At 63.8% G+C, this 13,988-nt stretch carries 8 protein-coding genes; 4 read left to right on the top strand and 4 right to left on the bottom strand.

Annotation, left to right across the window (positions count from 1 at the left end; genetic code table 11):
- Positions 1-7: 7 nt before the first annotated feature.
- Positions 8-2,182: an acylase gene (locus GRI68_RS08370; protein ID WP_160616829.1), complete on the bottom strand. Its 2,175-nt coding sequence runs from the start codon at positions 2,180-2,182 to the stop codon at positions 8-10.
- A gap of 120 nt (positions 2,183-2,302) precedes the next feature.
- Between GRI68_RS08370 and GRI68_RS08365 the strand changes: the two genes are divergently transcribed.
- Complete coding sequence (locus GRI68_RS08365) at positions 2,303-3,769, top strand: ATP-binding protein (RefSeq protein ID WP_160616828.1); 1,467 nt, start codon at positions 2,303-2,305, stop codon at positions 3,767-3,769.
- A 7-nt stretch (positions 3,770-3,776) separates the two neighbouring features.
- On the opposite strand, the gene GRI68_RS08360 is transcribed toward GRI68_RS08365, so the two are convergent.
- Both GRI68_RS08360 and GRI68_RS08355 read right to left on the bottom strand, forming a co-directional pair.
- Entirely contained in the window at positions 3,777-4,502 is a 726-nt protein-coding gene (locus GRI68_RS08360) for an ABC transporter permease (protein ID WP_160616827.1), read from the bottom strand.
- Complete coding sequence (locus GRI68_RS08355) at positions 4,499-5,431, bottom strand: ATP-binding cassette domain-containing protein (RefSeq protein ID WP_160616826.1); 933 nt, start codon at positions 5,429-5,431, stop codon at positions 4,499-4,501. The genes GRI68_RS08360 and GRI68_RS08355 overlap by 4 nt, the downstream gene beginning before the upstream one ends.
- 216 nt (positions 5,432-5,647) lie before the next feature.
- On the opposite strand from GRI68_RS08355, the gene clpB reads away from it, so the two are divergent.
- Positions 5,648-8,227 carry an ATP-dependent chaperone ClpB gene (clpB, locus tag GRI68_RS08350; protein WP_160616825.1) on the top strand — a complete coding sequence of 860 codons (2,580 nt, stop codon included), beginning with the start codon at positions 5,648-5,650 and terminating at the stop codon, positions 8,225-8,227.
- A 126-nt stretch (positions 8,228-8,353) separates the two neighbouring features.
- On the opposite strand, the gene GRI68_RS08345 is transcribed toward clpB, so the two are convergent.
- A complete protein-coding gene (locus tag GRI68_RS08345; protein WP_160616824.1) occupies positions 8,354-11,464 on the bottom strand; it encodes a TonB-dependent receptor plug domain-containing protein in 3,111 nt (1,036 codons plus the stop codon).
- 442 nt (positions 11,465-11,906) lie between these two features.
- Between GRI68_RS08345 and GRI68_RS08340 the strand changes: the two genes are divergently transcribed.
- Together GRI68_RS08340 and GRI68_RS08335 are read left to right on the top strand one after the other, a co-directional pair.
- Complete coding sequence (locus tag GRI68_RS08340; RefSeq protein ID WP_160616823.1) at positions 11,907-13,079, top strand: acetyl-CoA C-acetyltransferase; 1,173 nt, start codon at positions 11,907-11,909, stop codon at positions 13,077-13,079.
- Positions 13,080-13,182: 103 nt separating this feature from the next.
- Positions 13,183-13,968 carry an SDR family NAD(P)-dependent oxidoreductase gene (locus GRI68_RS08335; RefSeq protein ID WP_160616822.1) on the top strand — a complete coding sequence of 262 codons (786 nt, stop codon included), beginning with the start codon at positions 13,183-13,185 and terminating at the stop codon, positions 13,966-13,968.
- The last annotated feature ends 20 nt before the right edge of the window (positions 13,969-13,988 follow it).

Here is a 13,988-nt window from a genome sequence, read left to right as displayed (position 1 = left end):
TATCGGCCTAGCGCTTCGACGTCACCGTCTTTCGACCAACGGCATTTTCCATCACGTCCGGGCGCCAGAAGAACACGGGCTTGAGCTCGTGCCGCACGAACAGCGGTGCCTGGCTGGTGAAATTCGGATCGTCGGGCCTGGTCGTGGCGGCACCGAAAGGCTGAATGCTCTCGGACATGACAGGCTCGTCGCCCTTCCACACGGTGAACATAACGAAACTGTCGCCATGCTTCACCGACAGGCGGCCGTCATCGTCCACATCCCAAAGCGTCGATGCGCGTAGCGTGTCGCTCCCGCCGTCGAGCGGAAGGTCCACCGCATAGGGGCCGGGGCCCTGTCGTAGACGCAGAACCTCGCTCATCGGTGGATCGATCCGGCCGTAATTCTCGACCAGGAAATCGGCGGCTTTCACCAGCTCCTCGCGCGGATCGGGGAGTGGTTCGAGGTTGTAGTCCTTGCCCATATATTGCCGCATGATCAGCAGGGCGAGCGCATCGGCGCGGCCCACGCCGTCGGAATTGAGGTCCCAATCGGCGAGCAGAGCCTGTGCGTCGCGATAACGCCCCTCTTGCAGATCGAGCGCCGCAATCCCGTCGAGCGCGGCGGCGACGTAGCCCTCGCGTTCCCAGCCGGTATCGTATTTGATCCGTTCGAGATTGGCGCGGTCGATCAGGTTCGCCTCGCTCATCAGCCTGGCCGCACGCCGCGCGCGATTGGTGCTCTTGGTCTCGATGCCCAGTTCGGCCGGGAAATCCTCCGCCTTCAGATCGTCGGCACTTCCGGCGGCGGAGAACGGGTTGTTGTTGGCGTTGAACAGCCAGCCCGAAGACGGGTTTTCGTATTGCGGCAGCTCCTCGAAGCCGACGTAATCGGTCCAGATCAGTGCGCTGTCATTGCCCGGCAGGATGCCCCGCCAGTCCGGGCCTACCTGCCGGTCCGGGATCGCGGCGTTGTAGTAATAGGCGATATTGCCCTGATCGTCGGCGTAGATGAAATTGGTCGAGGGGATCTGGAGCTTGGAAAGGATGCCCTTCCACTCGGCCAGGGTCTTGGCCTTGTTGAGCCGGTAGTAGGCGTCGAGCTGAGAAATCGAATCGATCCCGCCATAGCGAATCGCGAAATAGCCCTTGTCGTTCTTGATCACCGGCCCGTGGACCGAGCGATAGACGGTGCGCTGGATCGGCAGCACGATCGGGCCGACCCGCACCGGAAGGGTGACATCCTTGCTTTCGAGCTCGCGCCATTCGCCGTCGAGCTCGTAGACCAGCTTGTGGTCGTTGCCGACGACTTCCTTGCTCACCGTCAGCTCGTAGACATCGTACATGTCGGGCTGGTTGACCGTGTTGGTCCAGCCGAGATTCTCGTTGTGGCCGAGGAAGGGATAGGGGCTGCCGGGGAAGGTCGCCCCGGCGAAATGCCAGCCTTCGCCGCTTTCGACGACCAGCTCGTACCATGCGACGCCGCCTCTCCACGGCTGGTGCGAATTGGAAACGAGCAGCGTTTCGCCGCCCGACTTTTCGGGTGCGATGGCAAAGGCGTTGGAGCCCATGTTGCGCTCTTCCTCGCTGCCCGGAACGGGGAGGGGCGACGGGTCGATCGGGCGGCCCGGATCGGGGAGGTAGTCCTTCCCTTCGACCAGCGCGCCGAGTTTGCCCGCAAGGCCGAAGAAGAAGGGCTGGCGCAGCGCGAATCCGGCGGCGATGTCGCGCCCGTCGACCGGAAAGAGATTGTCGAGCTTTACTTCGCCCGGATGGTCGGCGGCGTAATCGTTGAGCCCGGTGGCATAGGCATCGAGGATCGCGCGGACATCGGGGGCGAGTTCGTCATAGTGACGCTCGACCGTTCCTTCGACATCGAGCGCGTGAAAGGCGAAATCGAACGTCGCGCCGTCTTGTCCGGCGATCGCGGCGTAGCGCCCGCGGGTCATTGCGGCGACATCCTGCAAGGTCGAGAAATCGTCTTCGCTGTGCGCCTGCGCGATCCCGTAGGCGACATCGACGTCGCGCTTGCCGTAGATATGCGGCACGCCGAATTCGTCGCGCACGATCTCGGCGGTGTAGGTTTCGGGCGGCGGGGCGGTGCCTTCTTCGGCAAGCAGCGGCTCCCACACCGCGAGCCCCACGAATACGACGAGCACCAAACCGAGCACCGTAAATCCGATGCGGGCCAACCATTTTTTCATGCGTGCGATTCCTCTTCCCGGTGACAGGGGTAACGAGCCGACCAAGCAAGCGCAATCCGTCTGGGTAAAACCCCCGACGCCCCCTTCGTTAAGCTCCGGCGCCTCGCTAGCGTCGATGGCGTGAGGGAAAAGGTCGTCATCGGTCACGAATCGTCGGGCAAGCCGGTCGAATTCGATGTTGCGGAGCTGCTTGCCACGCGCCTGCTGGTGCAAGGCAATTCTGGCAGCGGCAAGTCGCACCTGCTGCGCCGCCTGCTCGAAGAGAGCGCCAAGATGGTCCAGCAGGTGGTGATCGATCCCGAAGGGGATTTCACTTCGCTCGCCGAGCCGTTCGGTCATGTCGTGGTCGACGGTGCGGCCTATTCCCCGCCCGAGATCGAGGCGCTCGCCCGCCGCATCCGCGAACACCGCGCGAGCGTCGTACTGGCGCTCGAAGGGCTCGAGGTCGAACAGCAGATCCGCTGCGCCGCGCAATTCCTTGGCGCGCTGTTCGATGCGCCGCGCGAACACTGGTTCCCCGCGCTGGTGGTGGTCGACGAAGCACAGATGTTCGCGCCCTCGGTCGCGGGCGAGATCGCCGAGGACACACGGCGGATGACGCTATCGGCGATGACGAATCTGATGTGTCGCGGGCGCAAGCGCGGGCTGGCCGGGATCGTCGCCACGCAGCGTCTCGCCAAGCTGGCGAAGAACGTGGCCGCCGAAGCTTCGAACTTCCTGATGGGGCGGACTTTCCTCGACATCGATATGGTCCGCGCGGCGGACCTGCTGGGCATGGAGCGCCGCCAGGCCGAGCGTATCCGCGAGCTAGAACGCGGCCATTTCCTCGCACTTGGGCCGGCGATCACGCGGGTGCCGGTGGCGGTCAAGATCGGCCCGGTCCAGTCGGGTCACAAGGCGCGTGCCGAAGGGCTGATGGCGCTGCCCGAAACTGCACCCGAAGACATGGCCTCGCTGCTGACCGACGGGCTGGCCGAAGTCGCTGCCAAGGCCGCGCCGCCACCGCCCGCGCCGCCGCCGGCCCCGCCGGTCGAGGATGTGAGCGAGAGCATCGCGCGGGCCGAGCAGGCGCAGGTGGCATCTTCCGATGGCGGCGATCCGGCACTTGCGGCCGAGCCGAACGAGACGGTGGCCCGCATCGAAGCGATCATCGGCGAGCTGGCGAATGACGATACGGTCGTCGCGCAATCGTCGAGCGCGCAATACCAGTCCTTCCTCACACGCTGCCGCCGCGAACGCCTGATCGGTCCGATGCCGGACATGGCCTCGTTCCGGCGCAAGTTTGCCGAGGCCGGGGCCGGGCTCGACGAACTGGACGAAGATACGCGCGCGCAGATCCTCTCGCTCGCCAGCACGGTCGACGACGATCTGCTCGGCCCGTTCTACGTCATCGCGCGCGCCGCCCATGCGGGCGAAGTGCTGGTAGACGAGGAAGCGCTCGCTCGCGCCTATGGCACCAGTTCGCCGGGCCGCATCCGCCGCCTGCTCGGCCACCTCGAACGGCAGGGCCTGATCGTGGTGCGCGAGGAATTCGGCGGCGGACGCACGGTGATGGTGCCGGGGCTCGACACCATCGGCGCGGGTTAGGCCTCGCTCAGCGGAACTGCTTGCGCGAGAGGTCGATCAGCGCGAGCACCACGGTGACCGCGCCCCCGACCAGGCCGATGACGATCGGCTCGCTGCCCGACGCCGGATCGACCGCACGCAGCGGCAGGACCCACGGAAACCAGTCAGCATCCTTGGTCTGCGTCATCGCGACGGCCAGAGCCACCAGCGTGCCTCCGATCCCGATCGTGAGGGTGACGATGAAATTGCCGAACCGCAGCGACGCCCACGCCAGCAGCGCGAACATGAAGGCCCCGGCGGCTAGGATCTTGGCCATCACGCCGAATGTCTTCGCGATTTCCGGATCGCCGGTCATGAACGGGCGGAACAGGGCGTTGGCCGCCCCGAACAAACCGTAGGTGTAGATCAGCAGCAGGAAATTCATCACCACCATCGCGACCAGCAACACGATCAGCTTGGCCGCGAAGATCTTGGGTTTGGCAAATGGCAGCGAAAGCACCTGGTCCCATGCCTTGGCCCGGTATTCGATCTGGCCGGCCAGCGCGCAAAACACGGTGATCGCCATCGGCATCAGGAACAGGAACCACAGCGGGAGCATGAGCTGGCCGATGACCTTGGTCCATCCCACGTCATCCGATTTCACAGCGAGGACGAGGAACACCAGCAAGGGCATGAAGGCCGGCACGAGCAGGGCGAAGATCTGCGCGAAGGAGCGGCGCAGCTTGGAAAATTCGGCGGCGACGAGGCGGATCATTGCGTGTCTCCCGCAGGTTGCGCCGCAGTCGAGCGGCGATAGAGATCTTCGAGGCTGGAACGCGGGCGTGCGATCGCGCTGACCGCGATCCCGGCTTCGACCAGCAAGCGGTTGGCGGTGGCCGTGTCGATCTCGCCGGGGGTTGCGGAAGCGCCCCGCACGGCGATCTGGTCGGCAGCGATTTTCTCAGCAGCCCATCCGGCCTGGCCCAGAACCGCGGCGGCGCGCTTGGGATCGTCGACCGACATATGCGCCTCGCCACCCCCGCCGAGCAATTCGTCGAGCGGCCCCTGCAACACCAGCTTTCCATCGCGGAGCAATCCGGCATGTTTGGCGACCTGTTCGATCTCGGCCAGCAAATGGCTCGAGAGGAACACGGTTGCGCCGGTGCGTTCGGGCAGGGCGCGGATCAGTTCGCGCATGTCCTGGATGCCTTCGGGATCGAGGCCGTTGGTCGGCTCGTCGAGCAGCAGCAGTTTGGGATTGCCGAGCAGCGTGCGGGCAAGCGCGGTGCGCTGGCGCATGCCGAGCGAATATTGCCCGGCCTTGCGGTTCGCATGTTCGGTCATTCCCGCCACTTCGAGCACGCGATCGGTTTCGCTGGCCGCGAGGCCGCGCTGGTGGCGGTAGAGCTCGATATTGGCGCGGCCGGACAAATGGTCGTAGAGGCCCGGATGCTCGATGAAGGCGCCGGTTTCGGCCAATGCGCCGATCCTGTCCCTGTCGAGATCGCGGCCCAGGATCGAAACGTCGCCCGCGTCGCGGCGGATCAGGCCGAGCAGCAGCCGCATCGCGGTGGTCTTGCCCGCGCCGTTGGGGCCGATGAAGCCATAAACGTCGCCCGGGGGCACCCGCAGCGCAAGGTCGTCGATGACCGTGCGTCCGCCCAGCTTCTTGCGCAGCCCATCGGTTGCGATTGCAAATTCCATCTTCGTCGGCCCCCCTTCGATCGCGGCAGGCATCCGTTCGGAACCCCTGTCCTGTCAGGTCTATCAATGCGCCGCGACCGGCCCGATTGGCAATGACGCTCGTCGATTGCACAAGGTGTTTTGTATAAACGACACACTAATCGCATAATGGCACTTGTGTTGCATGCAAGACACACCATCTTGCGAGCATCCAATTCCTGTTCCGGGGGTGTTTTGATGAATCTCGAAAAGTTCACCGATCGCGCCAAGGGCTTCCTGCAAGCCGCGCAAACCATCGCGATCCGCAATTCCCACCAGCGCATCACGCCGGTGCACCTGTTGAAGGCACTGCTCGACGATGGCGAGGGCATGGCGGCAGGGCTCGTGAGCCGCGCGGGCGGCAATCCCCGCATGGCCGAGGATGAAGCCGATGCCGCGCTGGCGAAGATCCCGGCGGTGTCGGGCGGCGGAGCGCAGCAGACGCCCGGGCTCGACAACGATGCGGTGCGCACGCTCGATCAGGCGCAGCAGCTCGCCGAGAAGGCAGGCGATGCCTATGTGCCTGTGCAGCGTCTGTTGCAGGCGCTCGCGCTTTCCACCACCAGCGCAGCGGGCCAGGCTCTGAAAGCAGCGGGCGTCGATGCCCAGGCGCTCGAAACCGCGATCCAGGACGTCAGCGGCGGGCGCACGGCGGACAGCGCCAGCGCCGAAGACGCCTATGACGCGATGAAGCGCTTTGCGCGCGATCTCACCCAGGCGGCCAGGGACGGCAAGCTCGATCCCGTGATCGGGCGCGACGAGGAAATCCGCCGCACGGTGCAGATCCTTGCCCGCCGCACCAAGAACAATCCTGCGCTGATCGGGGAGCCCGGCACCGGCAAGACCGCGATTGCCGAGGGTCTCGCTTTGCGCATCGCCAATGGCGACGTGCCCGACAGCCTCAAGGGCCGCACGTTGATGTCGCTCGACATGGGCGCGCTGATCGCGGGCGCGAAATATCGCGGCGAATTCGAGGAGCGGTTGAAAGCCGTGCTCGACGAGGTGAAGGGCGCGGAAGGCCAGATCATCCTGTTTATCGACGAGATGCACACGCTGATCGGTGCCGGCGCCAGCGAAGGCTCGATGGACGCGGGCAACCTATTGAAGCCGGCCCTGTCGCGCGGCGAACTGCACTGCATCGGCGCGACCACGCTCGACGAATACCAGAAATATGTCGAGAAGGACCCGGCGCTGCAGCGGCGCTTCCAGCCCGTCTATATCGACGAGCCGAGCGTCGAGGACACGATTTCGATCCTGCGCGGGATCAAGGACAAGTACGAGCTGCATCACGGCGTGCGGATCACCGATGGCGCGATCGTCGCCGCGGCGCAGCTGTCCAACCGCTACATCCAGAACCGCTTCCTGCCCGACAAGGCGATCGACCTGATGGACGAGGCGGCGTCGCGCATCCGGATGGAAGTGGAAAGCAAGCCCGAGGAGATCGAAGCGCTCGACCGGCGGATCATCCAGCTGAAGATCGAGGAATCGGCGCTCGCGAAGGAAAGCGACCAGGCGTCGAAGGATCGCCTCGAAAACCTGCGCAAGGAACTGGCCGATCTCGAGGGGCAATCCTCCGAGCTGACCACGCGGTGGCAGAACGAGCGCGACAAGATCCACGCCGAGAGCCGGATCAAGGAAGAGCTCGACGCCGCGCGGATCGAACTGGAGCAGGCGCAACGCGCGGGCGATCTCGCCAAGGCGGGCGAGCTTTCCTACGGCAAGATTCCCGAGCTGGAAAAGAAGCTCGGCGAAGCCGAAGGGCAGACCGAGAACGCACTGCTGCGCGAGGAAGTGACCGAGGATGACATCGCCGGCGTGGTCTCGCGCTGGACCGGCGTGCCGGTCGACCGGATGCTCGAGGGCGAGCGCGAGAAGCTGCTCAAGATGGAAGAGAAGCTCGGCGAACGTGTGATCGGCCAGACCCAGGCGGTCGAAGCCGTGTCCAAGGCCGTGCGCCGCGCGCGCGCAGGGCTACAGGATCCGAACCGGCCGCTCGGCTCGTTCCTGTTCCTCGGCCCGACCGGGGTCGGCAAGACCGAGCTGACGAAGTCGCTGGCACAATTCCTGTTCGACGACGATCAGGCGATGGTGCGCATCGACATGAGCGAGTTCATGGAGAAGCACGCAGTCGCCCGCCTGATCGGCGCGCCTCCGGGCTATGTCGGCTACGAGGAAGGCGGCGTGCTGACCGAAGCGGTGCGGCGCCGGCCGTATCAGGTCGTGCTGTTCGACGAGGTCGAGAAAGCGCATAGCGACGTCTTCAACGTGCTGCTGCAGGTGCTCGACGACGGGCGGCTGACCGACGGGCAGGGCAGGGTGGTCGACTTCTCGAACACGCTGATCATCCTGACCTCGAACCTGGGCAGCCAGTTCCTCTCGAAAATGACCGACGAGCAGGAGGTGGCCGATGTCGAGCCGCAGGTGATGGACGCGGTGCGTGCGCATTTCCGGCCCGAATTCCTCAACCGGCTCGACGAGATCATCCTGTTCCACCGCCTGGCGGAAGAACACATGGCGCCGATCGTCGAGATCCAGGTCGGCCGGGTGCAGAAACTGCTCAAGGACCGCAAGATCGTGCTCGACCTGTCCGACGCCGCGCTCAAATGGCTCGGCCGGGTGGGCTACGATCCGGTCTATGGCGCGCGTCCGCTGAAACGCGCGGTGCAGCGCTACCTGCAGGACCCGCTGGCCGAGATGTTGCTGCAGGGCGAAGTGCCCGACGGCAGCACGGTCAAGATCGACGAAGGCGACGGCGCGCTGGAAATGTCGGTCGTCTGACCGAGGTAGACGGGCGGCGCCGCGACGCGGCGCCCCCTCGATCCCACCTAGGCGCGACCCTCGCAACGCCCAACAAAAAAGGGCCCCGGTTTCCCGGGGCCCTTTCTTTTGTTCGGTTGCTTCGGATCAGAAGCCGAAGGTCACGTTCGCGAAGAACTTGCGACCCACGTAGTCGTAACCCGAGTACAGCGGCGCGTTGCCGATAGTGCTGAACCCGACCGCCGTGATCCGCGGCGGAGCCGTGTTCAGGAGGTTCCGAACACCGATCGTGAACTGCAGGTTGTCGTCGGCACGGAACTGCGCCGAGAGATTGTGCAGGAAGTAATCGTCGGCTTCGAGCACATACTGATCCTTATAGGCCTGAACCAGTTCCGGATCGGTTTCGCCCGTCTGTTCGTCGAACGCGAAGTAACGATAGGTTGCTTCGTCATCGCCACCGATCCACTCGAGACCGTAACGGAACGTCAACGGACCCGTGTTGTAGATCAGGTCCAACGTACCGGTCCAGTCAGGAGCAGTAATGATCCCGTTCGAATCCGTCAGGAATTCTTCGGGGAAGAGGCGCGTCGACTGTTCGGTGTACTTCGTGACGTTGGCGTTCAGGATGAACTGGCCATCAAACGCTTCCGTCGAGAAGCGACCGTTGAACTCGAAGCCCTTCGAGATATCGGTCGACAGGTTCACGAAGCCGCTGGTCACCGTCAGGCGATCGTTGGCGTCACGTTCCACGAAGCGGCAGAAGCCTTCGCTCGGGTTGAAGCTGGCGTCACCATAGCAACGGCTAAGGATCGTGCCGCCGCCCAAGCTCGCCACGCCGTTATCCACCTGGATATCGAAGTAGTCGAGCGCAAGCGAAAGCGAACCGATCGAGGACGGGATCGGAGGACGTGCAACGACACCCACGGTCCAGTTCTTCGACGTTTCGGCTTCGAGACCGGTCTCGGCACCACCACGGGTAAACGCCGTGATCCCGCTGGTCTGCGTGAACGTGGTCACGTCGATGCCGACAGCTGCACAGTTCGTGGCGCGGATCTGCTGATTCGGCGAGTAATCGGCCGGATCTGCAGGGAAGTTGCCGCCATCGCAGGGGTCGCTACCGCTGCCCAGGAAGCCGCTGGTCGCACCGAGGAACTGTTCCGCGAGAGCCGGAGCACGATAGGACGTGCCGTAGCTACCACGGATCCCGAGGCCGTCGAAGAATTCCCACTCGCCCGCGACCTTGTAGGTCACGTCGCTGCCGTAGGAATCGTAGTCCGTGTAACGGATCGAGGCATTGAGGATCAGGTTCTCGAAGAACGGACGATCGGCCAGAAGCGGGATGTAAATTTCCCCGAACACTTCCTTCACCGCGTCGCTGCCGCGCGTGGGCGTACCGGCGGTCAGGCCGTACAGATTGCCGTCGATTGCATTCTGATCGGGCGTATCGTCGATTTCCTGCTGGCGGTATTCCGCACCCAGGGCGAGCTGTACGTCGCCGCCCGGAAGGGCGAAGAGCGGACCGTCGAAGTTCAGCGAGTAGGTCGTCTCGCGGAATTTCGTGGTCCCGATCGTGTTGACCAGGATGTAGTCACGGAACGCCTGCGGGAGATCGCCGCCAATGGTCGCTGCGTTGAGAGGCGGTGCCGCGACGCAGTTCGGATTGGTAGCCGCGCTGGCACAGCTGATCGAACCATCCGGGTTCTGCACGACGTCGAGCGAATTCGCGAGACGGTCGGTCAGGAACGATTCGGTTTCATACGTGCCGTCGGTCCACGACTTGCCGACATAGGCATTGTAACGCCAGCCATCGACTGCCTCGAGATCGCCGCGGATACCACCGCCGATGCGAACGTAGTCGACTTGCTGCGCACTGTCCGTGAGACCGAAGCCGATGAACGCGCGAACGCCGAGATAGCCGTCGCCGGTCGTCTCGTTCGGGAACGCAATGACCGAGTCCTGGAACTGAGCCGGAACAAGCGGATTGACCCGACCGGTCGGCGTGAAATCGTCGTTCAGATACACCGGATAGTCGAGCGAAAGCTGACGATACAGGTACGCCGACGACTTACGACGCGTTGCGAGGCCTTCGAGGTAGATCTCGGCATTGCCGAGAGCTTCGAGGTCGTACGACGCGTTGAGGTAACCGGTGAGGATTTCGACCGGGGTGATGAGGTATTCTTCCTCTTGCTCCGGATCGAACGTGTCGCGCGAATAGAAATCGACGCCCTGGAAGCCGGGGGTCGGGCCAGTAAGGATATCCGCATTCGGCACGAGACGAGTGTAGCTGCCGATCGCGCCGGTGAGACGGTCCTGAGCGGCACGGCTGGAAACACCGATGGTGTTGATCGTCACGCCGCCATTATCGAGCGTGAAACAGGTCGAACCGTTGGGGCCGGGCGTGTCACCCGAACCGAAAGCAGTTCCCTCGCCCGTAAGGAAGCCGCCGACCGGGCAGTCGAAGAACGGCACGTCGTTGCGCGAAAGACCTTCGCGGTTGCGGTATTCGATCGAGCCGACGACATCGAGACGATCATTGCCGAAACCGAACGAACCGGCGACGCGATAGTCGCGACCGTCGCCCACTTCGGGAACGTTGACCTGCGCTTCGAGGCGGACGCCGCGAAGCTGATCGTCGGTAATGATGTTCACAACGCCGGCGATGGCGTCCGAACCGTAAACCGAAGACGCACCAGCCTTCAGGATTTCGATGCGTTCGACGATCGAGGTCGGCAGAACGTTAAGGTCGGCTGCGACGACCGAACCGCGCGTACCGGCCGGCGCCAAGCGGCGACCGTTGAGCAGGATCAGCGTACGAGCCGGGCCGAGGTTGCGGAGGCCCAGCGTGTTGGCGCCGGTGCCGCCGTCGGTCACGAAGCCGGCGAAGTAGTTGTTGATCTGGCCCGAACCCGCGGTGACGGCGGTGCTCTGCAGCGCGTCGGTGGAGCTGTTGAAACCAGCCTGGGTCACTTCGTCCTTGGTGATGACGGTCAGCGGCTCGGTGGTCGAGAACTCGTCGCGACGGATGCGCGAACCGGTAACGACAACGCGGTTTGCCTCCGGGATGCTGCCGTCGGCATTGTTGAGAGTTTCCGGCGCATCGCATTCGCCGTCGTCATTGACGTCCGGGCAATCGGCCGGGCCTTCGTCGCTCGCGTCCTGCGCGTAGGCAGGCGAAGCAAAAGCAAGAGCAAGAGCGGCGAGCCCGCTTCCTGCAAACAGCGCAGTCCGTTTATCAACGGAATAGCTAGACAGTTTCATTGAGTTGGTCCCCATGTGAAATGGATGGATTGATCCCTATCCAGCGTGGCAGAGAGCAAATCGGGTAATATTTCGCAAGCGTTTGGCGTCCGGACGAGCGGTTTCGAACCGTGTTTGTGAATCCTCGTTGCAAAAGTGTCACATCACTGTAGCGCGACTTTTATAGGCTTTTTGCCCTCGATGAACCGGCTGCTGGTGTCGATGAACAGCGTTTTGGATTAACCATCGCCGGTAGCCACGCGAAAGCGCACTGCCCGTGCGCGCGCCGTGCGAATCGCTTCTCAGCACCGCTCGCGAGACTTTGCTCGTCGCGCTTGTGCCGCGACCAGTCGATTGGCTCTGCCCAGTGCTATGTCGGGCACTGAGTGTTGCCCGCTTGCAGCATGGCGATTGGCAGTTTAATCGAACGGTTAAACGAATCCACGAGAGAGGACCTGACTATATGCCCGAAGCCTATATCGTAGACGCCGTCCGCACCGCAGGCGGCAAGCGGGGAGGGCGCTTGTCAGGCGTCCACCCGGTCGATCTCGCCGCCAAGTCGCTGGATGCGATCGTCGAGCGTACCGGTATCGATCCGCAGGCAATCGAAGATGTCGTGATGGGCTGCGTCCAGCAGGGCGGCGAACAGGCGCTGCAGGTCGGCCGCAATGCGGTACTGGCTTCGAAAACGCTGCCCGAGAGCACCCCGGCCGTCACAATCGACCGGCAGTGCGGCAGCTCGCAGCAGGCGATCCAGTTCGCCGCGCAGGCGGTAATGAGCGGGACGCAGGATGTCGTCATCGCCAGCGGGATCGAAAGCATGAGCCGCGTGCCGATGGGCTCGACGGCGTCGCTCTATATGAAAGAGGGGATGGGCCACTACAAATCGCCCGGGCTGGAAGAGAAATATCCCGGCATCCAGTGGTCGCAATTCGTCGGGGCCGAGATGATGGCCAAGAAGCACGGCTTCTCGAAGGACGAGCTCGATGAATTCGCGTTCGCCAGCCACAAGAAGGCGATCGCCGCCACCGAAAGCGGCAAGTTCGAGAACGAGATCGTGCCCGTGAAGATCGAAACGCCCGATGGCGAGGAATGGCACACGCTGGACGAAGGCATCCGCTTCGACGCCACGCTCGAAGGGATCGCCTCGGTCAAGAAACTGTCCGAGGAAGGGGTGATCACCGCCGCCACCGCCAGCCAGATCTGCGACGGATCGAGCGCGGTCCTGGTGGTCAGCGAACAGGCGCTGAAGGATTACGGCCTGACCCCGATCGCGAAGATCAGGAACCTCACCGTGACTGCCGGCGATCCTGTGATCATGCTCGAGGAGCCGCTATTCGCCACCGACAAGGCGCTCAAGCGCGCCGGGATGAGCATCGACCAGATCGATCTCTACGAGGTCAACGAAGCCTTTGCGCCGGTGCCGATGGCCTGGCTCAAGCATGTCGGTGCCGATCCCGACAAGCTCAACGTTCACGGCGGGGCGATCGCACTGGGCCATCCGCTCGGCGCGAGCGGGACCAAGCTGATGGCGACGCTGGTTCACGCGCTCAGGACGCACGGCAAGAAATACGGCCTCCAGACGATGTGCGAAGGCGGCGGCGTCGCCAACGTCACCATCGTCGAGGCGCTGTAGCAATTCATATCAATCCGGCGCAGGCCGGGATCTCGTGCTAACAGGCACTTCAGTTGAAAAAAGTCCCGGCATGCCCCGGGATGGCGAACTCAAGAGGACAACAATGGAAATCAGCAGCAACACTCCCGCCATCGTCACCGGCGGCGCATCGGGCCTCGGTGCCGCAACCGCGCGCGCGATCGCAGCCAAGGGCGCGAAGGTCGCGATCTTCGACATGAACGAAGAGAAGGGCAACGCTATGGCCGAGGAGCTCGGCGGCACCTTCTGCAAGGTCAATGTGACCAGCGAGGAAGATGTCGATGCAGGCTTTGCCAAGGCGCGCGAAGCCCATGGGCAGGAGCGTATCCTCGTCAATTGCGCCGGCATCGGCAATGCGATCAAGACCGCCAGCCGCGACAAGCAGACCGGCGAGATCAAGCACTTTCCGATCAGCGCGTTCCAGTTCGTGGTCGAAGTGAACCTGATCGGCACCTTCCGTTGCATCGCCAAATCGGCGGCGGGGATGATGAGCCTCGATCCGATCACCGAAGACGGCGGGCGCGGCGCGATCGTCAACACCGCCTCGGTCGCCGCCGAAGACGGCCAGATCGGCCAGGCTGCCTATTCGGCTTCGAAGGGCGGCGTCGTCGGCATGACCCTGCCGATCGCGCGCGACCTGATGAACGAGGGCATCCGCGTGAACACGATCCTGCCCGGGATCTTCCAGACCCCGCTGCTGATGGGCCTGCCCGAAAAGGCGATCGACGCGCTCAACGCCAGCGTGCCGTTCCCCAAGCGGCTCGGCAATCCGGAAGAATATGCCAAGCTGGCGATGTGCATGCTCGAAAACGACTATTTCAACGGCGAGGACGTGCGTCTCGACGGCGCGATCCGCATGGCGCCGCGTTGAGCGGGCGCCTTTCCTACAGG

Source organism: Alteriqipengyuania halimionae (assembly GCF_009827575.1).
GTDB lineage: Bacteria > Pseudomonadota > Alphaproteobacteria > Sphingomonadales > Sphingomonadaceae > Alteriqipengyuania_A > Alteriqipengyuania_A halimionae.
The sequence above is the reverse complement of the archived record's forward strand: the minus strand, read 5'-3'. Positions and strand labels throughout refer to the sequence as shown.